15 protein-coding genes are annotated in these 24992 nt (G+C 50.3%); 3 read left to right on the top strand and 12 right to left on the bottom strand.

What is annotated here, in order from left to right; translation table 11 throughout:
* Positions 1-161 precede the first annotated feature (161 nt).
* A complete protein-coding gene (locus ACFQ88_RS18190) occupies positions 162-1361 on the top strand; it encodes an ROK family transcriptional regulator (RefSeq protein ID WP_239625780.1) in 1200 nt (399 codons plus the stop codon).
* 460 nt (positions 1362-1821) lie between these two features.
* On the opposite strand, the gene ACFQ88_RS18185 is transcribed toward ACFQ88_RS18190, so the two are convergent.
* The 3 genes from ACFQ88_RS18185 to ACFQ88_RS18175 form a co-directional block, all read right to left on the bottom strand.
* Positions 1822-2919, bottom strand: a complete 1098-nt coding sequence (locus tag ACFQ88_RS18185; RefSeq protein ID WP_379455078.1) for a vWA domain-containing protein — start codon at positions 2917-2919, stop codon at positions 1822-1824.
* Between the two features lie 11 nt (positions 2920-2930).
* Positions 2931-4034 carry an AAA family ATPase gene (locus ACFQ88_RS18180; protein ID WP_379455077.1) on the bottom strand — a complete coding sequence of 368 codons (1104 nt, stop codon included), beginning with the start codon at positions 4032-4034 and terminating at the stop codon, positions 2931-2933.
* 205 nt (positions 4035-4239) lie between these two features.
* Positions 4240-4719, bottom strand: a complete 480-nt coding sequence (locus tag ACFQ88_RS18175; RefSeq protein ID WP_239625786.1) for a DUF6530 family protein — start codon at positions 4717-4719, stop codon at positions 4240-4242.
* Positions 4720-4965: 246 nt separating this feature from the next.
* Between ACFQ88_RS18175 and ACFQ88_RS18170 the strand changes: the two genes are divergently transcribed.
* Positions 4966-5682 (top strand): aspartate/glutamate racemase family protein, encoded by a 717-nt coding sequence (locus tag ACFQ88_RS18170; protein ID WP_379455076.1) that lies wholly within the window; start codon positions 4966-4968, stop codon positions 5680-5682.
* 46 nt (positions 5683-5728) lie between these two features.
* Here ACFQ88_RS18170 and ACFQ88_RS18165 read toward each other — a convergent pair whose 3' ends face one another.
* From ACFQ88_RS18165 to ACFQ88_RS18130, 8 genes are all read right to left on the bottom strand, one after another.
* Entirely contained in the window at positions 5729-6484 is a 756-nt protein-coding gene (locus tag ACFQ88_RS18165; RefSeq protein ID WP_379455075.1) for a YheC/YheD family protein, read from the bottom strand.
* Between the two features lie 227 nt (positions 6485-6711).
* Positions 6712-8574, bottom strand: coding sequence for a chondroitinase-B domain-containing protein (locus ACFQ88_RS18160; RefSeq protein WP_379455074.1), 1863 nt, complete (start codon positions 8572-8574; stop codon positions 6712-6714).
* Between the two features lie 230 nt (positions 8575-8804).
* The gene (locus ACFQ88_RS18155) at positions 8805-9683 is read right to left on the bottom strand and encodes a carbohydrate ABC transporter permease (RefSeq protein WP_239625793.1); all 879 of its coding nucleotides are present in this window, start codon (positions 9681-9683) and stop codon (positions 8805-8807) included.
* A gap of 13 nt (positions 9684-9696) precedes the next feature.
* Positions 9697-10653 (bottom strand): ABC transporter permease, encoded by a 957-nt coding sequence (locus ACFQ88_RS18150; RefSeq protein WP_379455862.1) that lies wholly within the window; start codon positions 10651-10653, stop codon positions 9697-9699.
* Positions 10654-10737: 84 nt separating this feature from the next.
* Positions 10738-12360 (bottom strand): extracellular solute-binding protein, encoded by a 1623-nt coding sequence (locus ACFQ88_RS18145; RefSeq protein WP_379455073.1) that lies wholly within the window; start codon positions 12358-12360, stop codon positions 10738-10740.
* 245 nt (positions 12361-12605) lie between these two features.
* Entirely contained in the window at positions 12606-14921 is a 2316-nt protein-coding gene (locus tag ACFQ88_RS18140; RefSeq protein WP_379455072.1) for a helix-turn-helix domain-containing protein, read from the bottom strand.
* Positions 14922-15104: 183 nt separating this feature from the next.
* On the bottom strand, positions 15105-20759 hold the full coding sequence (locus ACFQ88_RS18135) for an S-layer homology domain-containing protein (protein ID WP_379455071.1): 5655 nt from the start codon (positions 20757-20759) through the stop codon (positions 15105-15107).
* 323 nt (positions 20760-21082) lie between these two features.
* Positions 21083-22489, bottom strand: a complete 1407-nt coding sequence (locus ACFQ88_RS18130; RefSeq protein ID WP_379455070.1) for a family 4 glycosyl hydrolase — start codon at positions 22487-22489, stop codon at positions 21083-21085.
* A gap of 151 nt (positions 22490-22640) precedes the next feature.
* Between ACFQ88_RS18130 and ACFQ88_RS18125 the strand changes: the two genes are divergently transcribed.
* Entirely contained in the window at positions 22641-23477 is an 837-nt protein-coding gene (locus tag ACFQ88_RS18125; protein WP_379455069.1) for a helix-turn-helix domain-containing protein, read from the top strand.
* A gap of 41 nt (positions 23478-23518) precedes the next feature.
* Here ACFQ88_RS18125 and ACFQ88_RS18120 read toward each other — a convergent pair whose 3' ends face one another.
* A complete protein-coding gene (locus tag ACFQ88_RS18120; protein ID WP_379455068.1) occupies positions 23519-24814 on the bottom strand; it encodes an ABC transporter substrate-binding protein in 1296 nt (431 codons plus the stop codon).
* Positions 24815-24992 lie beyond the last annotated feature (178 nt).

The following is a 24992-nucleotide window of genomic DNA, read 5'->3' as shown; positions in this document are numbered from 1 at the left end:
CAGGATAGCTGCTTTCGTTTACACCGGCATCATTCGTTCAGCAGGTGATTTTTGTAAATATTTTAATTAAGCTATTCTATTTTATGGGGGAACCCTGTAATTATGTTATTATGAAACAACTTATTATTACTAAAATTAAACTAAACTCTAGGGTGCTGAAGATGAGTCAATTGGAGATGAGAGATCAAAAAGGCAGCAAGCTTGCCATTCTGCAAACGCTGCGGCTTCACGGCCGCATGTCGCGAATTGATTTGACAAGATTGACCGGACTCAGCAGAGCCACGATTTCGATCTCCATAGCAGAGCTGATGGAAAACGGACTGGTATACGAAACCGACAGCCGTATGACGACCAAAGGACGCCCGGCTACATCACTGGATTTGGTTGCACATTCGACCGTGATGCTAGGAGCGGATTTGGATAATAAAGCATGGACGCTTGGAGCTTTCGACCTGCTGGGCAATCCGATCAAGACGACAAAAATTCCCGTTTACTCTTTCGAGCCGGAGATTACGTTCAGCACACTAGCTAATGAGATATTATCATTTGCGAAGAGCTTGGACCTCGCGCCTGTACCTTTGCTCGGCTTGGGCGTACCGGGCCTGGTGGACGGCAAGCACAGCATCATTCGCAGCGCCGCCGATTTGGACTGGCATAACGTTGAAGTCGCCGAGATGATGGAGAAAGCAACCGGATGGCCGACAGTCGTCGTAAACCGGCATCGCGCACGCGGATTGGCAGAATGCCGATATGGCGCAGGCCAGTCCTATCACAATTCCATCTATATCGGCGTTGGCATGGGAATTGCCGCCGGCTTGTATATTGACCGGCAGCTGATGTCCGGATCCATGGGAGGAGCCGGAGAAATCGGGCATACGACGATAGAACCAGAAGGCCCGTTATGCCCCTGCGGCAATCAGGGCTGTCTGCAGACCTTGTCCGCAGGTCCTGCGATCGAGCGGGAATTCCGCAAGCTGATGCGCACTAACGAACATACGTTTCTATTGCCTGACGAATCGATGGATTTACAGTTTGTTAAGGCGCAGGATGTCTGTGCTGCGGCCGAAGCCGGGGACGCTTACGCAGCGCAAGTGATTAAGAAGGCCGCCTCCTATCTCGGGATTGCCATGGGTAATTTATTGAATACGTTCAATCCCGAAGCGATTATTCTAGGCGGAACGATCCCGAATGCCAGCCCTCTGTTTGTGGAGACCGCTACCAAAACCATGCGGCAGCGGGCAATGCGCCAGCTGTCGGTCGATACCATAGTAAGCTCCTCACAGCTAATGGATATTGGAGGTGCGCTTGGAGCGGCGAATTTTGCGTTCGACAAGAACATTTCCCTGTCCTTTTTCAATTAATGATAAGGCTCTGTTTATTTCCTAATGTTGATAATTGAATACAGTCTAGTTCTGCATTTTCTTGATTCCAACTATAGTTGAAACTTGAAACAATATTTGGAAGGTGCTGACGCCGAGTGTCGAAAGAACATAATCACGTTGAAGAAAGCGCTCCTTTGTAGAGGAAATGAAAGAACGTGCACGAGCTTGGCACAGTAATTCCTAATGAGAAAAACGTCTATCGACGTCCTTTCACAGAGGAGCGACCGCGTTAAGAGGTTGTTTTTATCGCCAAATAGAATTTTTACATCCGATGACCTCGGAATCTTATAAATTCTACTGTGGTGAAAAAGGAAAAGGATCATCCGAATGCCCTTCTTGGCATCGAGATGATCCCTTTCCCTTCCCATTGTCAACTTTTAAATTAACTGTATTCACACCTGCCTGCTCACGTCAAACTAACTCTTCATGCTTTCTAAGCTTACAAATGCCGCGCTATCATTCGAACCAGCTTTGCCGGGAGCTCCTTCAGATTCGTAATATCCAAAAATCTCTCATTCCCATAGATAAGCTGAATGACTTCCTTGTCCTGGCCAATAGCTGCGGCTAGACATATAACTCCCTTCCGTTCATACTCCATTATGGTTTGCTGCATATCTTGGGCCGCAACCGTTCCGGTATAATCGTCCATCGCCTTGGGCTGTCCGTCGCTTAAGCTGATCAATAGCTTGGTCTCCTGCGGAGCAGCCGCTAATTTCTCAGCCAAGATTCTAAGCGCCATTCCATCGCGGTTGTTGCTTCTTGCACGAATGTCCATTAACCTGAACCGGTCGCTCGGGTCCGGCTTTTTGTAATCGGCATAAGCAAATAGCGACATTTGCTCTATCCTGGACACATCGGCGGTATCCCCATAGATCAACACGGGAATATGACAAATTTGACAAAATTCATATACCGCGATTACCGCACGCTTTGCTGCCTCCAGCCTTCCGAATGCGGCCATCGATGCCGATTCATCAATTCTCAGACCAACCACAAGGGAGGGAGCCTCCGTCGGCGGCCGTTTTTTGGCAAAGGTTTTGTAATCCCGGTAAGCCACGCTTGCCGCTTGAAATTTGGTGCCATAGTAATGACTTCCGGCAAACTCGGAGGAAATCTCATGCTCCAGCAGCGGCAGCGTTTTTCTAGCAATCTCCTGAACAACTGGCAGCAGCTCCTTGCTCAGGGCGATATATTCCTGCTGATGATCCGGAGTGTACTCCGGACGGTGAACGATGAGCTTCACATTCTTATGAATCGAATCGGCTGCAATATCCCGCGCTTCCCGATTAAGGCTTTTCCGGAACTCCCGTTCTTGCCGCTTCACATCCTCCGGCATAGGCTCGGGATTGGCTTGATGAACCTTCGGCAGACCCTTCTCCCCCTGCTCCGAGCTATCCATTACATCGGAATCTTCGGGGCTGCGGTCGCTGGAGCTCTCCTCACTATCCGCCGACTTCGTAAATGCGATGCCCATCTCGTCTTCATCATGATCAGAAGCATCCTCGTTCGATTCATCGATAGTTCCCCATATTTTCATTTCCGCCGTATCTAAAACTCGTTTTTTTTTACCCCGGCCTCCATCTCATCGATCTTATCCAACAAACCATGAGCTTTCAGCGCACCTTCGAGGATCTGGACTTCCTCTGAATCGGTCGTAATCTTGTAGATGACCTTGTAATATAGAGCTTCTGCAGCTGGAGCACCTCCTTCGAACGCATCCACCCAATAGAAGTAGGAACGCATGCCCGCCACGCCTTTGATTGCATGAGCCCGAGCTGTTTTGTCCAGAATGATAATAGCTTCTGCAAAAAGGTTCAAAACCAGCTCGTTTGTGCAGCCGGTCTTCGCCATTGCCCGTTCGATCATGACCTCTTTGGCAGGAAGGTCCATCTTCTCCGAATGCTGAACCCTGTCACGCAGCGCTTCGTTCAGCGGCCTTGCCCCTGCATAGCTCCGGTTAGTCGTAATGACGGCTATGAAGTCCGGATGTCTGCGGATGATTTCGGTAGGAAGGTTGATGCTGCCGTCCAGCTCCATGGCCGAGTTCAGCGCCATTAACACCGCGGCATCGCGAATCACGTTAGGCTCCTGGATTTCCAGAAGATAACCGTTTTGAAAGGCTCTCACGATTTCGGACGGATAGAACCGGTACTCCACCGCATCACCTTCAGTAAGCTCCGCAGCCTTCTCCAGCAGCTGCTTCATCTTGAGAGCCGCAGCCTCCTGAGTGAGCCCAAGCACATCCATCAGGACTTCCCTTGCGCTCTGAAAGCCGTCGCTTTCATACAACGCTTGCAAAACGCTTCGGTCCGCTGAATCCAGCTTCTCTAATCTCTCGGTGGAAATAACCGGCAGAATAGCGCCGATAATATCCGATTTATCCATATCGGCAAAACAAGTCACTTTCGTATACGGAAGCCCGAAATTGGCGGACAACGCTTTGGCAAGCTGGGTTTTCCCGGATCCGGCGTCACCCTCCAGCAAAATGTTGGCGATTTTCATCTCACCGCGGTTCCAGTTTCTCTTTACTTCCTTGCTTATGCGTTGTTCTTCTTCACTAACCTTATGTGAGGCAGGCTTTTTCCAAATCTGGTCTTTTTCTGTATCCGTCCACTGCCTCGAAGGCGACAGTATATATTCCTTGGTATTCATGGTGTTCCCCCTTACAAAATTCGATTGACCGAGATATCCCATTAGATCGCGTAATCGATTCAAATTTTTGTATTTAGTAATTTAGTAAATTAGTAATTTACTACGATCATAATATCTCATATCTCTTGAATAGTCAAACCATGCTTCTGTATAAAAAGAAAAAAAGAGACAGGGAACTATCCCCGTCTCTTTTCGATTTTATAGCCTAATATCCCATTTCCTTTAAAATTCTTGATAACGTCCGCAGCCGCTCGCCGATCATCTCTCCATCATCGCTTAACGCTTGGCTGAACAGCTTGATATCTTCATTGATTTTGTCATTATCCGTACAAACGGCAACGGTCATGGCGTCCCCTTGCAATCCAATCCGGTCGATAACCGGCTTTTCCGTATCATATAAATGGTCGTATCGATAGGCTTCACGAAAATGCTCCATCGTCCTGCAGATTAGTATCGACAAATCGAGAACGCGATGCAGAGGCAGCTCCTCCGACTGTCTCGACCATTTCTCCCCTGTATATCTCCATACTTTGGCGGAAATATCCACCTTGCCTCTATCGTTCCATTGGGCTAACCCCAGCGACAGCCCTTTCGCATCCGAATTATTGGAAAACCTGCCGTCTACCTGCTCATAGTTTTCCGTGACGATAACAGGTTTATGTTTCAAGGTAGTAGGTATTTTCATGGGATCTCCTTCCTTATACTAATTTAGTCAACTACTAAATTAATTATTTGATGATATCTTATATTTTATCATTAGTCAAACCGTTGGACTCAGGTCATCCTTTACTATCTTACGATGTTTGTAAGGAGCATCGGAGGCAAAAATGGACTAATTTCCCTCATTAAAATGCCGTCGAGAAACCACTCATTATTTAATATGTATATTATAAATGGGTTAATAACTCCAAAGCGAGAGCGAGTGTAACGGATGAATGAGATTTTAGGCATTGTTGGGGGTATGGGTTCACATGCAACGGCATCCATGTTTCAACAATTAATAAATAAATCCTCCGTCAAAAAAGATCAAGAGTATATAGAGATTCTAATTCATAATAATACTCGTATTCCCGATCGGACAGAAGCCATATTATATCAAGGCGAAGATCCGCTTCCCGAATTGGCAAGATCCGTAAACTTACTTGAACGTTGTGGAGCTGCCGTAATTGTCCTTGCTTGCGTAACCGCGCATCATTTTTACGATAAACTTGGAGAAACGCTGCAGCACGCCCAATTATTTAACATCATTAAAGAAACGGCGGATTTTACATGTTCTATGTATCCGAATACTAGAACTATCGGGATTCTGGCCACCGAAGGTACCTGTAAATCAGGTCTTTGGCAAAAAGAATTCAATAAAAGGAAAATGAGCACGGTTATCCTTTCCGATGCACATCAGGAAACGTATTTTAACAGCGTCGTTTATGGACCGAAAGGAATTAAAGCTGGGTACACGAATGAAGAGCTGAAATTGAAGTTGTTAGAGGGCTGCAATAAACTTAGGGATATGGGGGCTGAAGCAATCATAGGCGCATGCTCAGAGCTGCCTATACTGATTTCGAAAGAAGATTTGCAACTGCCGTATATTGATTCCCTAGAAGTGACTGTAGAGAAGTTGATTGGCCGATATTACGGCAAATCTATATAAAGAAACCGGCTATCCCTATTGAAGGAGGGATCAACCGGTTCTTTTTTTACTTTCTGCCATAATTCAGGCGAATCAACTGCCTTATCCTCTTGAGCATCTGTCGGTTACCTAGATTGATGAAAGGAGTGACGGCCGGGTTGGTATTAACCTCTAGAATCCATGGTTTCAATTGGCGGCTCACTGCGATGTCAATGCCGAGATTCAGAACTCCCGGATACACGGAATGAAGCTGCTCCCCGATATTCCTGCTCAAACGATATAAAGAATTCAAGTATGGCTTGACTTTGGAGCGGTTCATATTTGCCATTAGCAATCTCTTTGCCGACAGACACTTTCCTCCCTGACTTCGGTTCGTCACAATCTTCTTTGGCGGTGCTACCCGACCGACTATTCCAGTAACTTCCCATTTGCTACTCTCATTCTTCTGTAGCATGATGCGAAAATCAAACGATCGGCCTTGAAATAAAAGAGTCCGAATCCCTCGCTGGACCAGATAAGGCTTCCGAGCCATTCTGCGAACGGATTTATATAGGGTTTTAGCATTCTTGAACACAATGGACGAAGTGCCCTTCCTGAGCTTGTATCTCCTCTTCTTTTTTTCCACCCGCATAATGCCTCTGCCTTTGGATCCGTTTACGGGTTTTAGATAGACCATCTTATGGCGCCTTAGCATCTTGATCAAGGTCTTCTTGTTCAAGCGCTTAGTACGGGGTATATGAGAAGCAAGCCGTTTGTTCTTTTGTAGTGCTTTGGTTTTTTTGAGCTTGCTGCCGACTAGGTGTCGCTTGGATGATATTCTCAAGCATTATCACTTCCGTTTTCATTGTAGGTTAGTTCATATCATTATACGAAAAGCAGGCGAGTATCGATTGGTTCATTTGCCCATATGGCCGTTAGATTGATGAATGGTTATTATAATGTTCTTATTCCGATATAATTAAAAAACCGTAATTTACGCTGGTATAATTTAGCCAGCGTAAATTACGGAAAATGCAGAAAATGCCTGAAGCTTTAGCTGCTTCTTTTCATTTATGGTATATTCGGTCCGACATCAGCAGCGGTGAGCGGACGATTCGTAAAAGTCGTCGCATTGGAGCGTTCGTCCGCTCCCGTATCGTTCACGGAACGAGATTCCTCGTCCATGTCCGTAGTTACGAAGGAATAAGTGCCTTTGGAATAATTGATCGCCGGACTTGTAGCCGACAGCTTTTGCAGCCCTCCTACCGTCGTAAACAACGGATTTGTATTCCAAATTTCTGCGGTTGTCCGCGATTTGTTGTTCACGGTGCTGCCAAACCCGATATTGCCTTCGAACAACGTGTTAGTAGCAGCCGCTTCATTATATAACGTCCCCTTCGTATTTCGCACGATATTGTTAGCGACTATGTTGTCCTGAGGCGCATACGTTTTGCCCGAGCCTACAATAATGCCCGTTGCGCTGTCCACAATCGTATTGTTGACCACTCGCGCACGATAAATTTTCCATTGCGCCGTCAAATCGCTAGGTGAAGGGTTAGGCGGGTATCCGCTCGTTCCGCCGTCAAAGTCCCCGCTGTCCAGCAGGATCGCCTTGCCGGTCAGCTTCTCCATGTAGTTATTATAAATCTTATGGTCATTACCATAAATGCGGATACCGTCCTGAGCCGATTCTACGCCATCGCCCAGGAAGAAGTTTCCATAGAAGCTGTTAGAGTGGCCATGTCTCGAGGTCAGCGCTCCCTTGGACGTTTTGAACGTATTGTACCTTACCGTGTTATTGCTGCTCTTGACGGAGACGATCTCCGGCTCGCCATCGGTATTTTCGAACAGGTTGTACTGAATCGTATTAAATCCGTCGGACAAGGAAACGCCGGACAACCCTAGACGTATCGTCTCTTTGCCGTTCGCTACCCAAGGCCCCACATCGTGGAAATAGTTGTACTCGATGACATCGTGCTGCGAAATATTTCCGTTCCCATCCCCTTGGTAGGCGATTAACGGGCCGGTGTCAGTCTTGTTGCCGAAGTCATTGCGGTCGATCGTGTTATGGTGGCTGTTGACCCCGCTGACCTGAAGCCAGAAGAGCTCGGTCCCGGTAGCCCCGAGTGCAAATTGATTTCTCGTTACTCGGACATTATTAGAGCCGTTTAATAAAACCGCAGTTTTACCGGTATTCGTAAACTTCAGCCCTTCAATGGTAATATACGCACCATTATTGACATTTAAGGCAGCGCCTCCGGAGATGACCGCTTGGCCCCGATTCGCCGCTTTAATGGTAATAGGGCTGCCGGAGGTTCCCTGCTTGCCGTTGATTTCGAAAGCATTGCTTTGTGAGTACGTGCCATTGGCAAGTACGATATTGGTGCCAGCTGCGATATCGCTGCTCAGCACGGATTGAAGCTGATCCGACGTTGCGACAGGAATGACGCCGCTCGGGCTGCTGCCGTACAGTTCAATTTCCGTATAGCTGTTCCAGGCAGTAGCCGAATTGCCGTGTCCGACGAGACGAATGTAACGCACTGCGTTGACGTCGGGGAAATCGAACGTCTGCAGGCTGTTGTTCAAGCTGCTTACTACATTACTTTGTACCGTTGTAAAATTAACGTTGTCCGTTGAAGTCTGAATATCGAAACGGAACGTTCTCGCCACTCCATTCTGGAAGGCCACCTTAATATAGCCTAAGGAATGATAGCTCACCAGATCTAGCTTAATCCACTGTCCGTCGCCGCTAGCCGACCAGCGTGTAGCCAAATCTCCATCAACCGTGTTCGCCGGTACATTGCCGTCATCGGTGCTTGCCGTTACCCCGGACGGAAGTACCGTCAATTTGGTATCGGCCGCCATGCCCTTAACCGGTATCAGAGCTACGAGCATTGCAAAGCATACCATCAACAAAAAGCTTGTTTTTTTCATGAACGCCGCACATCCTTTACAGAAATGAAATTGCTGTCGAGCCAATTTACCCTTTTCTGCATAACACCTCGATTTAAAGCGTTTTCATAAAATAGAGTGCGCACTCCGATTTATTTATAGCCCATCTGCGACAGAATTGAAATCGTCAAAATCACGAAACGGTCTTCAAAAATAGAAAAACAAGCCATTCCGTCCATGTTTGATTAGAAGGAATGGCCTTTTTTTGTTGACTAACCCTTGATTGCGCCAATCAAGGCGCCTTTGACGAAGTATTTTTGCAGGAATGGGTACACCAGCAAAATCGGCACCGTCGCTACGATAATCGTCGCATACTTCAACGTAACGGACAGCATGGCCACATCCGAATCGGAAGCTCCGACAGCCATCGCGCTCGCCTCCCCTTGCAGCAGGATTTCACGTAAAATTAGCTGAAGCGGGTACATAGAGCGATCCTGCAGGAAGATCAGGGCGTGGAACCAGGAATTCCAATGGCTTACGCCGTAATAGAGCAGCATCACCGCTATAACGGGCATCGACAACGGAAGAATTATCCGGAACAGAATGACGAAATCGTTCGCCCCGTCCATCTTGGCCGATTCCTCCAGCGCGTCCGGGATGGATTCGAATGCCGTTTTCATAAGGATAAGGTTAAACGTATTAATCGCCTGCGGAATAATGAGCGCCCACAGCGTGTTGGCCAATCCGACGCCTTTTACAGTCAAATAGAACGGGATCAGCCCTCCGCTGAAGAACATGGTGAACACGATGAACAGCATGATGGGCTTTCGGTAGCCCAAGCTTTTGCGGGACAGCGAATAGGCGCCGAGCGACGTCAGCAGGATGTTGAACATTAGCCCGACAACGACGACAAAAAACGTATTGAAATATCCTTTTAAAATGTTCGGGTTCGCAAACACGCTCGAATAAGCATCGAACGACAAGCCGAGAGGCTTCCACAAAATGCCGTTGAACGCCATCAGCTGTCCGGCATCGCTCACGGAGGCAAAGGCTACATAGATGATCGGATAAATGGTTAATAGCATCAATGCGGTCAAAAACAACCCGTTGACCATATCAAAGCAGCGTTCCGGAAATGTCGGCCGGTTCATCTGCATCTCCTCCTTACCACAAGCTCGTGTCGTTCAATCTCCGGCTAAGCCAGTTGGAGAAGACGAGCAGCGTGAAATTGACGGCGGAATTGAACAAGCCAACCGCCGAGCTGAAGCTGTAATTGAAATCCTGCAGGCCCACGCGGTACACGTAAGAAGAAACGACGTCAGCGGTTTCATAAGTGCTTGGGTTATACAGCAAGATGATTTTCTCAAAACCTACATTCATCATCCGTCCCATTTCAAGAATAAGCAGAATGACGATGGTCGGCATGATGCCGGGAATCGTAACATGAAGCATCTGCTTCCAGCGTCCCGCTCCGTCCATACGCGCCGCCTCATACTGCTCCGGATCGATACCGGTCAAGGCCGCCAGGTAGATGATGGTTCCCCATCCGATGTGCTGCCATATCCCGGACGACACATATACGGAACGGAATAGCTCCGGCTCCAAAAGGAAGGTAGAGCGCTCGCCGCCGAACCAGGCGATCACGTCGTTGATAAGCCCCTCGCTGGATGTAAAATCCTTGACAATGCCGCAGATGACGACAAGCGAGATGAAATGCGGCATATAGGTTACGGTTTGAACGGTGCGCTTGAATATGGAATTTTTTATTTCATTTAGCAGTAAAGCAAGAATGATCGGAGCCGGGAAGCCGAAGATCAATTCATACAAGCTGATAAGCACTGTGTTCTTAATCGTCCGCCAAAAGTACGGTCCGGTAAAAAAGTCTTTAAAATGGGCAAAGCCTACCCAATCGCTCCCCCAAATTCCGAGCCGGGGAGAAAAATCCTTGAAGGCAATCATCGCCCCATACATAGGCGCATAATGAAATACTACGTAATACAGCAATACCGGAAGCAGCATGACGTACAGCAGCTTATTCTTCCGGATATCCAGCAGCAGGCCCGCTTTCATCCGCTTTTTCTCTATAAAGGCCGGTGTCGTTTCCTGATTGACGGCGGTCATTCTTGTCCACTCCATTCTTCCGCTGCTTCTTATGGAGAACGTGCCAGCCATTGGCGGACACGTCCCATACAAGCATCCATTGTTTTACCGTTTGTTGTAACGATCGTATGCATCCTGGTAAATTTTGGTAACCTTATCACTGCCCATTTCTTTAATCCGTTTCACGTACTCATCGAATTTCTCGATCGGCTCCTTGCCCATGACGAATTTCACGAACATTTCTTCCTTGTAGCTTGCAATAGCGGTGCTGATTTTGGCCACTTCCTTGCTTTCTTCCACCGTCGGTGTAATAAACAGCGGCATCACATGCTTGGCCGCGTCCGTTTCACTCCAGATGCCGACAGCCTCATCCTGCTCCTTGAACGTATTGAAGCTTTTGCGGGAATCGCCCGGGAACGGACCGTTCGGCTTCGTATATTGGGAGACCATTTGCTGCAAGTTGTATTTCGGATCCTTAGTAATTTTGTCGGTAAATGTCGGAACGCCGTTCTTCATCGTATAGCTTTCCCCTTCGATCCCGAAGTTGAACAGCAGGCTTCCTTTCTCGCTGTAGGCGTAATCGAGCCATTTTACGGCCAATTCAGGATTTTTGGCGGCATCGGTCACCGCTTTGCTGGCTGCAGGGTTGTACTTGAAATCGCGCTGGCCGATAAAAGCCCGCTCGCCTTTCTTCAAGGTCGGATAGGGTGCCGCTACCAATTGGAATTTCGGGTCCTGCTTCTTCCCTGTCTCCATCCAGCGACCCATACCGCCGCTCAACAAGCCTACGGTTGCGCCCGAAGCGTTGCCCAATATTTTGTTATCCAGCGCCTTCGAATCGGTATTGAGCGCGAAATCCTTGTCGATCAGCCCTTCCGAGTACCATTTGCGCAGCAGCTGTAAAGCATCCTTAAATTGCGGATCGATTGGTCCGTACTTCACTTTGCCTTGATCGTCGATGTAATAACGGTTCGCCGTTCGGAATGCGCCAATGAATGCATCCTGAACATTGAATTCGTTACTGTACTGGGCGGTAAACGGAGCGGTAGCTCCTTTCTTTTCCTTAAACGCTTTCAACACCGTGTACCATTCGTCGACAGTGGTCGGGACTTGCAAATTCAATTCGTCCAGCCAGTCCTTACGGATCATCGGTCCGCGGAATACGAGCCCGTTGTCAGGACGAATCATAGGGAAGACGTAATATTTCCCGCTGTCGGTCTTCAGCATTTTATCCAGCTCTTTATCCTGCTGCAGCATTTTCTTCAAGTTCGGAGCATGCTTGTCGATCAGTTCGTTTAATGGGAGAATCACCTTGTCTCCGATCGCTTTTTCCGGTCCGCCCGGATAGGCGTTGTTCCAGTCGTACTCAATTACATCCGGTAAATTGTTGGACGCAATGAGAAGGTTAAATTGCTCCTTCGACTGGCCATCCGCCGGATGGGAATATTTGACCTTAATGCCGGTGTCCTTCTCCAGCTGCTTGCCGAACGGCGAATCGGCCAGGTTAGGAACGAACGTGGTCAAATTGCCGTTGATTTGCTCCCAGGATGTTATGGTCTCTCCTGTTGTGACCGGATACTTGCCCGCATCCGCTGCCGGCGCTGCCGGAGGCTTGGCTGCGTCAGTGCCTCCTTGTTTAGTGTCCGAGCAGGCTGCGAGCATACTGGTGGACGCCAATACGATAGAAACGGCGACACCGATCGACTTTTTCTTGGAATGCTTATTCATGTCAATCCCCCTCATCAATATGTGGTTCATCGTTGTGAGCCCTAGCGTTATTATCGAATGGAACAGGCCTGTTGAACATCATCAAAATACGAAAAACGTCTGTAAAATCGAGAATCCAAGTAGGGCAAAAGCCGTACCGGACCTGTAAAATCGGGAAAAGCCGCACAAAGCGGCTTCGGAGGCAACACTATAACTCCACATAGTGGAATTTTCATCTGCAGCAGCTGAGCATTAACAAATGATTACTACATCAGACCCTTATACTTGCCCGGGGTAATTCCCTCGTACTTTTTAAAAATGCGGTTGAACGTATTGATATCCGCGTAGCCTACCCTTCTTGCAATTTCCCCGATAGCGTAGGATGATTCCGATAACAGCCTCTTGGCCTCCTCGAGACGCGTCTTGTTAATAAACTCCAGAAGCGCTTCGCCCGTTTGGGCTTTAAATTGTTTGGACAAGTAAGACGGCGTCAGCTTGAACACTTCCCCGATCATCGTAATATTCAGATTCTCCGAGCTGTAATTGTCCTGGACATAGGCGATGACCTGCTGGCTGAGCTGATTTTGGTCCTGCTTGCGATCTTCCTCGATCGATTGGCACGCCTCCTTCAGCACTTCGCCGATCTGCGTTCTCATTTCCTTGATCGTTTCACATGCGGTCAGCCGTTCCACCGGATTGACATGATCCATAAATTCCCGCTTGCCGGCGGCGCCGATTTCATCCATCGTTTTGAGCATCGTGCTGATGAGATCGAACATCAGGCATTTGGCGAGAGGCACGGACGGCGAAGCGCCGGACACGTTGATTTCTATAATCTCATCAACCAGTGCCTTTGACTTCTCGTAATCGCCTGTCTTTACAAAATTGATCAGCTGCTGCTCTATATGCAGCGGATAATAATAACCTGTCGATCCCCGGCCTGATCCGGCCGAAGGCAAATCCCGATAACGGATGACCTCCCCGCTGCCCATCACGAGCCGGTATTCCAGAGCAGCCAGAGATTCCTGGTAAGCGCGAGAGATTCCTTCTACCTCCTGATGAATGGAGCTGACGGCAACGGTCAGATGGACATGGAAATGATCCAGCACGAAGGATTTGACCTGCTCTGCGATACGGCCTAATGCTTCCTCCTCAGGCTTGTCATCCAGGAAATGGATGATGCAAACCTGCATGTCGTCAAGCTCCGTCGTAAGCGCCTGATAACGGCTTCCCGCGATCTCTTCCGCGACGTTCATGAGGATGAATTGGACCAGCTTCACCTTCTGCGGATCGACGAAGCCGTTAACCTCGAATTTGCCGTAATGCTCGATATGGAACAACAAGACGGCGAAATGCGGCGTGGAGAGCCGGATATTGTGGGCTGCGAGCGATTCGTGAACCGGTACATCGGTATCCGGGCGTCCTTTCAGCAGACCTTGCAAAAAATGCGAACGGATCGCATCGCGATGCTGCTCGAGCCGTTGTCCGATTTTCTCTTTTTCAGCAAAGGTATCGTTTAGTGCTGTCTGCAAGTACCCGTATTCATTAGAGCCCTCCTCGAACGTGATGCCGGATCTCGAGGATAAATTGCGGATGAGCGAGCTGATAGGGTTGTAGTTTCTTTTCATAAACCATACCGTAACGACGCCCCCGATCAATAAACTCAGACCCAGGCTGAGATAGATGAGTTTTTTGACATATTTCATCTTCTCATCGAATAGCTCGGCGGGCATCATCGATACGTATTTCCATCCCGTATTTTCGGAAGTAGTATACGACACCGCCACCTCCTGCCCTTCGCTTTCCCCGTAGATAAGCCCGTTATTGCCGGGCAACCGGTCGTTGGCAAGAAAGCCCGGCTTGTGCTCAAGCCCGCCCGAAGCGATCAGCCGGTCTTGTTTGTCCAGCACCGCTACGGAAGAACGGTTGGCGGGACTGCTGTTTTCCAGCAGCTTGGAGTCCTTAATGATAAACAGAATCACCGCTCCCGGCTGTTCCGGATTGTCCAGCAGCACGGATTTGGCGTACATAACGGCTTTGATAGCCTGTCCTTCATCCCGCAACGTTATAGGTGCATACTCTTGTATATACCTTCTGTCGAAAAAAGACTTCCATTCCTCATAGCTCATGTCATCGCGTTCACGGATCGTATTGTATAAGGCCCGGCTGTCGATATGATCGCGAGTCGATATGACGGTATCGCTGTTTTTGTAATATACGTACACCTGTTCTATGTAATCGTTAGCCATCTTGTACAGCCGTAAATCGGCGGCGATGCTGACAACTTCATAATAATCGTTGTCCGTCAACGGCTTGGTCGTGGGAATGAATCCCGCAAGCCGCTTGCTAAGCGCCATTTCCACACTTAAACGTTCAATTCCGCTAAGATTGCTGTCTATCGCCTGCTCCATCTGCTGAAGGAGCGATTCATTGGCCCGGTTTACCTCGGATTCCACAACGTGCCAGGTTGCCGTGTAGATGATGCCGCTAATCATGATCGGGACAAGCAGTACGGATAGATAGGAGACAAGCCAGTTGACAACAACGCTGCGTGATTTGATACGGATTTTTCGTAAAGCCATTCCGCTGCCTCCGAACATTGAATTTGAAAACCCTTTCTCCAATTATACACAAAAGCCGGACGATGAACAGTGTCCTTCATCCGGTTCATCTTAGTCGCAAAAGACCGCCTGCCGCATCGGCGGGCAGGCGGTAAAGCTTAAACAGAGCCGGCTGTTGTTCAGACAGCAGCCAGCTCTGTTCTATTAATGCTGCGAGCGTTCCAGCATCCGCAGCAGTACGGTCACCGACTCCGCTCGGGTTGCGGTATCGTTCGGGGCAAAGCGGTTGTCCTCTTTCCCTTGGACAATACCGGCGGCAGCCGCTTGGGATACGGCGGATTGAGCCCATTGCGGGATGTCTTCCATATCGACGAAGCTCAGTGCTTGAACCGCTCCGTTCTCCTTATCAGGCTGTTGTGCCCGCAGCAGCATCGTGATCATTTCCGCGCGGTTTATCACTTGGTTAGGGCGCAGCGTTTGATCTTCGTAGCCTTGCAAAATACCGGCTTGGACGGCTGCTGCGATCTCGCCTGCAGCCCAGCCGGGGATATCCGACTGGTCTGCGAACGTAACTGCCGCCGTTGTGGCTTGGAGCTTGAGCGAGCGTACGAGCATAGCTGCAAACTGCAATCTGGTCATCGGATCGTCAGGACGGAAGCTTCCGTCTTGGAAGCCGTTGACGATGCCGAGCCGGGCGGCTTGGGCGATCGTGTCCGCCGCCCAATGCTTCCCTGTATCCGTAAAAGAAGGAGGCTGGCCCGATGGAAGCGGCGTTACCGGGTTGGATGAGTCCGGTCCGGACGGAGCCGGTATTGGCGTGCGCGGCGATTCAGGGGCTGGCCCTCCCGTGCTCGGAGATTGCGAAGCCGGCTTGGATGAGCTTCCGCCGCTATCGCTATCGTCGTCGCTGTCGTCACTGTCGCCCGAGTCTCCTCCGCCAGGCGGGTTCGTCGAGCCTTGTTTCCGCTTCACGATGAGCGTATACACTTTATTGCTGCCGGAGGGCAGCGACACCTCGATCACAATCACGCGGCTGTCTTGAGCAAGCTCCAGTACGACCGGCATGCCGCTGACAGCCGAATACTGCCTGGAATCGTCGACGTTCACAGTAATAACGGATCCGGATGCCAAGGCCGTCGGAACCAGCGTCAAGCGGTTCTGTTCCGCAGGCACAGTCAGATGATACATCGTCTTCCGGGTATCAAAACCCGGCTTCAGCTCCGTACCGGAGTCCAAGCCAAGAGCGAGCAGCCCTGCGGCGGATTCCGGCGTATCATCGTTTACTACGACCGAAGCCGTTGCATAGTAGTTCTGATACACGGCGGCAACGACGGTAGTCCCTTTTCCCCTTCCCGTCAGTATGCCATTCTCGTCTACCGTTGCGATTTCAGGGTGAGCCGTGAAAAGCTTCACTCCGTGCAGCGGCTTCACGCTGCCCTGATATACTGCCTGTACCACCGTCTGCATGGTGGTATTGATTTTCATGCTGTATTTGTCTTGAGCAAAAGCAATGCGGTCCAGCGGCATGTCCGTACCTGGAGCAGGTGTGGTCTCCCGCTTCACGGCTATCGTATACGTTCGCGATTTGCCCGATGACAGCGACACTTCAACCGTAATAATGCCGCCGTCTTGAGCCAGGACGATTGGCTCGCTCCATTGTCCGTCGGCAACAATATGACGGTTCATGCCGTTTGTACTCACCGCAATCACAGCGTTGCCGCCAGCCGCATCAGGTGCAACTCTCACGCTGGATACATCGCTCGGGACGGTAACGCCGTAATAGGTTACATCGGGATGAAACCCCGGGATGGACTCCCCGTTCAGCTGAATCGAGAGCGCGGCTAACTTTGGCGCCTCGTCCTCGACGGATAGTCCGGCATTCGGACCCACGTCCGCAGCCGTCAACGGCCTGCTCGACGGAGCATCCATCCGGTTATATTCGTCCGCTCCCGCATCCGGCATACTGTAGCGGGTTTGCCCGTCCATATCCTCCCGCGGCAAGAACGGCGCCTTCGAAGCGTCGATAGCCGGGCTATTCGCCGACAAGCGGATGAGCCCGTCCGTGCTGCGAACAAGCTGCAGCGGCTTTTTGTCAATCGCGCCGGAAGGTATTCTCGCCGAATTCGTAATATTCGTCGGGTTGGCGATTCCTTCCACCATGTTGCCGACATAGATCTGACGCTCGTTCTCCGGCACATTCTGTGCCGCCGATGTTTCGTTAAATACGGTGCCGGCGTTGCTGAATACGACGTTGTTATACACTTTGGTTCCTACGGGCTGGTATACTCTGCCGCCAAAGCTGAAGGAAGACGTGTTGTTCCCTACGTTCACCATCGTGTTATTGAAAATTTCGACGTTGTACTGTCTCCAATGGCCGCGGAGCACCTCCGTCTGCTTATCCGACGGCAGCGTATTCAATACGGCCGTCTGCTCGGAAGCCCCTTCCATCCAGCGCACCGTCGGATTGACTCCCCCGTCCGGACCGGCGTCATGGGTCCCTCCGTCAAGACGGATGACGTTCGTGGTAAGCCCTTCCATATAATTGTTATAGATTTTATGATCGCTGCCGTAAATGCGGAATCCGCTGAGTCCAGGCGTTTTCCCGTCCCCGATGATAAAATTGCCGTAAAAGCTGTTGCGGTGTCCGTGCCGGGCTACGATGCCACCGTAAGAATTCCGTATCGTATTGTAGCGCACGATATTATCGCTGCTTTTGACCGAAATGATCTCATCCTCGGCGTTAAGCCCTTCGAACAAATTATGCTGAATGGTTACATAGCCGGAAGCAAGTGATAACCCGGACAGCCCGAGGCGGATCACTTCCAGGCCGTTCGTAACTCTCGGACCGATGTCATGGAAGTAGTTGTACTCAATCGTATCGTACTGGGAGACCGTTCCGCCTTCTTTGCCGTTGTAGGTTATTGTAGCGCCGAAGCCCTTCTTGGGACCGATGTCGTTATAAGCGATCCGGTTATGGCTGCTCTCGCCTTCCACCCGTATGAAGTGTCGGTGAGTACCGTTGTCCGTAACAAGCGACGGGTTCGTATGAGGAGTATCGCCGCTGTACACCGGCCTGTCGGCTATATAATGGTCTCCCCCGCCAACACGGCAGCTGCCTTCGATATTCGTAAGACACCACACTTGACCTGTTCCGTCCGGGGCGTTAAAGCGGTAAGGCTGGCCTGTCTCGTCTAGCGCGAACCGGTTTCTCAATATGGAAATATTGCTGGAATGGTTCAATTCCACTCCGGGATGGACCTGTTCGTTCGGGAATTGTCGTTTGGGCACCGTCGCGGATGACGAATCCTCCGCCTTCAGCACCGCCGCGAGGGCAGGATCGATGCCACGGTAATCCAGTCCCGGCGTACCGATGCCGTTGTTGAAAACGAGCCCGGAAACTTCCACATGCTTGGCATTTTCAATATGCAGATAGCTGTTTCCTTTGATTACGGCTTTGCCTTGTTCCTTCGCCTTGATCCGGATCGGGAGAGCGGCCGTTCCCTGTTTATCCTTAATGACGAACGGGCCGTTCTGCTCATAGGAGCCGTTGTTCAGGCGGATTTCGATTCCCGGGCGCGCCTGGTCGAACGCCGTTTGCAGCTCTGCTGCGCTGCTAACTTCAATGATCTCGAGCACCGGCTCCGGCCCTTCCGGAGTATCCCCCGCTTGAGGAGGTCCTGTCGGCTCCTCCGGCTCTACTATCACTGGCGGCGTCCCCGTGTACAGGGCGATTTCCGTCAGACTGTTCCAGTTCCCCGAGCTGCCTGACGCGCTGTTCCCATACCCGATTAGCCGCACATATCGTGCAGAAGCCGGCTTATCAAGCGCGTATGGCTGCAGGATGCTGTCGGTCGGAAGCAGCAACCGGCTTTTTCTTTTGGCAAGAAGCACGGTGCTTGTTGTAAAATCGGGATCGTTCGATTCCACGATTTCAAAGGTAGATAGCCGCTCTCGCGCATTCAAGAATGCGACCTGCAAGTACGTCACCGCCTGCGGCTGCCCCAGATCGAACTGCAGCCATTGTCCTTGCCCTGAAGCGGACCAGCGGCTTTCCGGATCCTCCCAATTGCCGTCCACTACCTTGGCAGGCACGTAGCTGGTATTGGGCTGATACGAGCTGGCGCTAACGGAGCCTGCATTAAGCCCGATCTTGCCGTCCGAATCGACCGCCAGCCGGCGAATGATGTCTACGCTGTAAGCGTTGCTGGAGCTTCCGTTGGACAGCTCGACCCGCAGCTTGTTCACTCCCGGAACGAGCGCTACGCGATCCGGATCCGTAATCGGTACGTCTGCCTGCAAATAATTGCTTATCGTCATCGCAACGGTGATCCCGCCGGACGCCGATGCAAGTACTTTTACCTGTTCCGCTTCATTGGGAACGACGGCTGTGTACCCGCTTGTCCGGCCGGGCTGAAAGCCGTCCAGCGCATTGTGCCCGCCGCTTACGATTTCCAGCGCGTTCAGCTGAACGTCAGGCACCTTCTCCGCGAAGGTGAAATAAGTACCGTCGGCAAGCGAGATATCGGCGGCAAAGTATTGTCCGCCACGGATCGTTGCCGGGGCCAATGCCGTCGCTGCCGCATTGCTGAAGCTGCTGTCGGAGCTGGTTAACAGCACGCCGCCGAGCGGAATGACGCTGGCAGGGATGGCAGCTTGTACAGGACCGGTGTTGCCCGTATTCTGCACCTTCCAAGTGCGTGCGAGACGCTTGTAGCCGGATCCGAACGGGATAGCCGGATCCGTGCTGCCATTATCTCCCCACAGCAAGTATTGCCGGTCCGTCAAAGCTTGCTTGGCGGTTACAATGATTTGCTCCGCCGCTACTCCCTGGCTGCTGCGGCTTTGCGGCTGGTCGAGCGCTCCGGCCTTGTCTAGAGCGATCCCCGCAATATTGTGGCTGTATCCGCTCTGAGCCGATGCGTTCCATACGACCAGCGGGGCTGGGCCGGCGGATACATAGTCGCCTTCCTTGAGCGTTATGCCGTACTTAACGGCAAGATACGTATCCACCTGGCGCTTTTGGATGGCGGTCAGCGGATTCGTAAACAAGATCATCTCGCCCATGCTCCCGTCATACCCTGAACCTCCCCCTGCTGCGGAGCCTAACGAAGCGGCAGCTCCCGCCTTGCCGATCAGCGGAGAACGCGCTTGGGTAGTTTGGGCTTCCACTTTACCGTCGCGCGAAATGGACTGATAAACGTTAGAACCGACGGTGGCTGCAGGATTGGCATCGAAATGCATCCCCCACACATTATAGTCGACAGGCGTTACGACATTGGATGCGGTCAGGCGAGTCGCCGTCGTTCCAACATCCCACAGTACATTTCCTTTCCCGGCTGCCGCGCCGGACGTATGAGGGATGTGCGCTCCCATGCCCCCGGACACCAAGGGCTGATTAAATATGGAGGAGTTCGCCATCGAAGGCGCGCCACCGGTAATCGTGAACAGGCTGGCGCCGTTCACGGCTTCTCCATCCGCCAGCAGGCCGTCCGTATCCTGCAAAATGCTCCCCCCGCTGCGCACGAACTTCACCGTGGGCTGGAAATTCAACGCTTCGTTCACAGGCACGAAGCTTGGCTTTGGACGCGACGCTATGGCGGCTACCGTCCCGTCGTTACTAAAATGATTCCCGTTCGGGCTGCTGTCCCTCCACTGCGTAACGGCTTGATCCGTCACGGTAACGCTGGACGGGTCGGCTTTCAGCCATAGCCGCAAACCGGAGGCATCGACGCCCCCCGGCGTTCCGTCCGCTGCTTGGGCAGGAGGAGGCGCTGCGGGCACTCCGCTCAGCAGTAAGGCAAACACGAGTCCGATACGAATCGTTTGAGACCACTGCTTGTTCTTCCTGATTGATTTCAACCCCCTTTTCACCTCTTCATTCAACTCCCTATGCATCCTTAAATTTCAAGCAACCTTAATGAAGCGTTTTCAAATAAGCCAAATCCAGGCTCATCCCTTTTTGTTATATAGGAAGCGGAGCTAGAAAGATATCGTCAAAAGCTAAAAATCGCCTTAAATTTACCTAACCGGATATCATCGATTTATGAAATCGATCCTCATTTTCGAAACTAAGCTCATTCCGGGCTTAGAGACAGCCTCGTTCATCCCATAAACGTCGAAGGTTTTGTCCAAAATAACAAAAAAGCCGCCCTCGAAAGTGCAGGACGACTTTGTTATACAGCTTAGGCCAAACTTTTAGCATACCAATGATCGGGAATGACATCCTTCTCCAGCTCTAGCAGTTCAGTGATGATTTGATCGGCATCGGCAATCGAGTTGACCAACGGATCCGTCAGCATCGCTCTTCTAAGCTTCTCGCGGCTTCCTTCGATTACGGCTTCAGCCGTCAATTCATGGGTATCAAGCACGAGCTCCTGCAACCCCCGGATACCTCGAGGCATAGCGCCGACGGGCAACGGTTTCACTCCGGCCATGGTGACCTCACACAACAGCTCCAGGAAAGCATCGTCGTTCATATTGGTTACCGCTCCCTGGTTGAACGTATTGATGAAGAACGGCTTTCCTAATCCCGCTACCATGTTTTCAATAATATCTGTAGCATGGTCCGGACCGAAAGAAGTCATATATTGCTCGATTGGCGTCTCCCCGCTAAGGAAACTATCCACCTGCTTCCACATATCCGCATGGCGCTTATACCGGTCTTCCGTTTCCCAGATCGAAAGAGGCGGGATGGCATCCTGGAGTTTCCCCAATCCTTGCCAATAAGGGAGATACTCTTTCGTATGGGCGGTACAAGTCGGGACATAGCCGAAAATGTCGTACAGCTGGTAGCTTATCGCATCGTTATACAGAGCCTTGGCTCCGGTGTCGCCCCCTACCGTCTCCTTCTCCGCCGATCGCTTCATCGACTCGGCAATATCGGCAAGCACGTCCTTGCCTTCATACTCTGCCTTTAACAGCCAGGTGAAATGGTTCACTCCGGCAATACGCGCATCGAACTTGCGGTCCATCTCTTCGGTATACTCGCTTTTATGGCTGATAATCCCTGCACGCTGCGCATAGATGATCTTCTTATGCGGCATATGATGCGAATCGCACAAGGCAAAGCTTTTGAGATTAGGAGCATATCGCTTCAAGGCGATTCCATGTACAGCGGACGGATTGATATAGTTAATGACCCATGCATCAGGGCAAATGGCCTCGATATCCTTGGCGCAATCCATAATCACGGGCAGCTCCCTCATCGCACGGAATATCCCTCCGGGACCAATGGTGTCTCCTGAGCACATTCTAATTCCATATTTCTCGGAGATCGCGCAGTCGATCCCTCTGTATTTTACGGTATCCTCCGCAAAGCTGAGCACTACGAAGTCCGCATCCTTCAGCACCTGCTTCCGGTCTACCGAGCCTTCAATCTTGAGTTCTACTTTATTGGCTTCAGCCACCATTCTTGCGAGCCTCACCAGCTTGTTCAATCGCTCTTCATTCGTATCAACCAACGCCAGAGTGCCTTTGTTTAAATGCTCGGAATGAACCATCTGCCAAATAGCTTGTCTGCCAAAAAACAAGCTGCCCGCTCCCAGCACGACTACCTTCGGTTTGTGACTACTCATGTTTATCTCCTCCATTCATATTTTTATTATAGGAGAATGGCATGATTGCGGAATGCCCCTCGGTACTAATATCATGTCATTTAGTAAGGTTTTTATATCCTGCTAGTTCCTTGTGATATAATGGATTTATCATTACTATGTGTTAAAGTACGGGGAGGGTATTGCCATGAGCAGCTTGACTATTTTCAATGAGCTGGCAGAGCATGTCATGCTTCACATTTTCGCCAGCCGGGAAGTCATTCACCCCCTAGGATGGTTTGAGAACAAGCAGCATGTGGATTACGACCTATGGTACCTCCACGAAGGGAAGATTGAAATCGTTATTCACGATCAGGTCCACTTGGCTTCGGGAGGAGATCTGGTTCTGTTCAGTCCCAAGGTGGCTTATACGGCAAGAAACTTGGACGCCAGCTGCAGGTTTACTTATACTCACTTTGATTTCGGGCTCGGGAATCATCATCGAATTCTAGAGCATTTTGAGCTGGCGGGAGTTATTGGGAGCTCGCTAGTCCAAGAGGAAATCCGCTTGTTCCTGGAAACTTATGAGCAATACAAACGGGAAGCTCCCATGTCCGGAATCCGATTGAAGGGCTGCCTCACGATCCTCATTGCCAAGATCATAGAATGCTACGGGCATGGAGAATATCGAGGGGGCTTTACGAGTCATGCGCCCCGCCGCAAGCGGAGTGCGAATCTGGAGACGCTCCAGCCTGTATTCGATTTTATCCATGAGCGTCTGCATCAACCGCTGCGCATTGGTGAGCTGGCCGAGCTGGCAGGCATGTCGGAGAAGTATTTCATTAACTATTTCAAACAAGCTCTTGGCGTTACGCCGGGTCTGTACATCTACCAGTTGAAAATGAACCATGCCCGAGAGCTGCTGTACAGTAAACGATACACGATCCAGCAGATCGCGGGCATGCTCGGTTACCCTGATCCCTTCAGCTTTTCAAAGTCGTTTAAGAAATATTACAAGGTACCGCCTTCTCAATTCGTTTTGTAATGCGCTTGGTAAGGCTGCGGATTAACGTCCCTGGGGTATTGCTACTGAGCCATTTTTTCATCAAGCATTTTGTTGATTTTTTCATCGAGAACCCTCAATGCGGTGTTGACATCTTTTTGTCCGGACAATACCTCGGCGTATTCGGCATCCAGAAGCTTGCGGGCATCCGCGTAATATCGGTGGAAGGCAATGCCGGGAGCGGGGCGGCTTTTAAAGATCGATTGTACATTGACATCCTTCAGATACTCTGCACCGAATTGTTTTTGCAGCTCCGGATCCTTAAGCGGCGATAAGCGGGCATAATGTTTCGCCGCCTTCATCTGTACTTCGTCGGAGATCATCACTTCGATTACCTTCATAGCCGCATCCTTGTTTCGGCTAGTCTTCGGCACAAGCACGACGTGCTCATCGACCATGCCATACTTGTCGGGCAGCTCCTTGTAGCTTGGATATTGCGCTACCCCCACCCGGAATATCTGCCCTTCGACCGATTTCTTAATATTTTGGAAGGCATCGCCAACCATAGCGAACATGGCTACTTCGCCTTTGTAAAAATCTTTGTTAGGGAAATTACCCGGAATCGTCTGAATACGGTAGCCTAAATTGAATATTTCCTTCCAGGTATCGTTATTGACGTTGGCTCTGTCTTTTTGAGTGGTTTTGTCCTTCTCGATTAGAGTAGGTGACCATGGAAATGAGATGCGGGTAATTTTCTCGATATTCAGTCCTTGGTACTGCTGGCCGTTGTCCATCCGTGTCATGATTCTGCCGAGCTCCGTCGCTTCTTCCCATGTCATTCCGTCCTTGGGGTAGGGAACGCCGAACTTGTCAAACAAATCTTTGTTGTAGAACAAAGCGTAAGTTTGTGCGAAATACGGAAGCGCATACAATTCTCCTTTATCGGACATCACACGTAATGCATCCAGATACGCCGGATCGAAGCGGCCTAAGTCGACATTGTGTTTCTTGAGAAGAGGCGTCATATCTTCGATTAAATCCAGATTTTTTAATGACGGTACGTTATTGAGCACGTAGGTCAATACATCCGGAGGATCTCCTGCTGTGATCAAATCTTCCAGTTTGCCGTTTTGCAGTTCAATCGTAATATTCGGATATTTTTGGGCCAAAGGTTCGACAATCAAAGTCTGGAATAGGTCATCGCTCAGGGAAGCACCGCGAAAAACCTTGAGAGTGACAGGTCGGGAAACATCAACTAACGAATCTTTGACTTCCGCGTTCTTGGAATCCGTAACTTCAAGCGAAGTCGCGGGTCCGCAACCGGCGAATACTAGGCATGTCATGAAGATTGAGATCATTCCAGCTCCAAGTCGAATCATCGGAAATTTGTCCTCCATTCACTTTGAAAGCGCTTTTAATTCAATTATAGGAGGAAAAGCTAAAAGAAGAATATTCCATGGTTTGAATTTCATGTCAAATAGTACTATTTTGCTCCCAACAAATAAAAAACCGGATCAAGTCTGTATAATGACACAGACCAGATCCGATTCTTGTAAC

This window comes from Paenibacillus sp. NPDC056579 (assembly GCF_042793215.1).
In the GTDB taxonomy this organism is placed as follows: domain Bacteria; phylum Bacillota; class Bacilli; order Paenibacillales; family NBRC-103111; genus Paenibacillus_S.
The sequence above is the reverse complement of the archived record's forward strand: the minus strand, read 5'-3'. Positions and strand labels throughout refer to the sequence as shown.

What these genes read in the sequence shown, in the direction of transcription:
- ACFQ88_RS18190 (WP_239625780.1), top strand. Translation starts at nt 162, where the DNA reads ATGAGTCAATTGGAGATGAGAGATCAAAAAGGCAGCAAGCTTGCCATT.
- ACFQ88_RS18185 (WP_379455078.1), bottom strand. Translation starts at nt 2,919, where the DNA reads ATGAAAATATGGGGAACTATCGATGAATCGAACGAGGATGCTTCTGAT.
- ACFQ88_RS18180 (WP_379455077.1), bottom strand. Translation starts at nt 4,034, where the DNA reads ATGAATACCAAGGAATATATACTGTCGCCTTCGAGGCAGTGGACGGAT.
- ACFQ88_RS18175 (WP_239625786.1), bottom strand. Translation starts at nt 4,719, where the DNA reads ATGAAAATACCTACTACCTTGAAACATAAACCTGTTATCGTCACGGAA.
- ACFQ88_RS18170 (WP_379455076.1), top strand. Translation starts at nt 4,966, where the DNA reads ATGAATGAGATTTTAGGCATTGTTGGGGGTATGGGTTCACATGCAACG.
- ACFQ88_RS18160 (WP_379455074.1), bottom strand. Translation starts at nt 8,574, where the DNA reads ATGAAAAAAACAAGCTTTTTGTTGATGGTATGCTTTGCAATGCTCGTA.
- ACFQ88_RS18155 (WP_239625793.1), bottom strand. Translation starts at nt 9,683, where the DNA reads ATGAACCGGCCGACATTTCCGGAACGCTGCTTTGATATGGTCAACGGG.
- ACFQ88_RS18150 (WP_379455862.1), bottom strand. Translation starts at nt 10,653, where the DNA reads ATGACCGCCGTCAATCAGGAAACGACACCGGCCTTTATAGAGAAAAAG.
- ACFQ88_RS18145 (WP_379455073.1), bottom strand. Translation starts at nt 12,360, where the DNA reads ATGAATAAGCATTCCAAGAAAAAGTCGATCGGTGTCGCCGTTTCTATC.
- ACFQ88_RS18140 (WP_379455072.1), bottom strand. Translation starts at nt 14,921, where the DNA reads ATGGCTTTACGAAAAATCCGTATCAAATCACGCAGCGTTGTTGTCAAC.
- ACFQ88_RS18130 (WP_379455070.1), bottom strand. Translation starts at nt 22,489, where the DNA reads ATGGAGGAGATAAACATGAGTAGTCACAAACCGAAGGTAGTCGTGCTG.
- ACFQ88_RS18125 (WP_379455069.1), top strand. Translation starts at nt 22,641, where the DNA reads ATGAGCAGCTTGACTATTTTCAATGAGCTGGCAGAGCATGTCATGCTT.
- ACFQ88_RS18120 (WP_379455068.1), bottom strand. Translation starts at nt 24,814, where the DNA reads ATGATTCGACTTGGAGCTGGAATGATCTCAATCTTCATGACATGCCTA.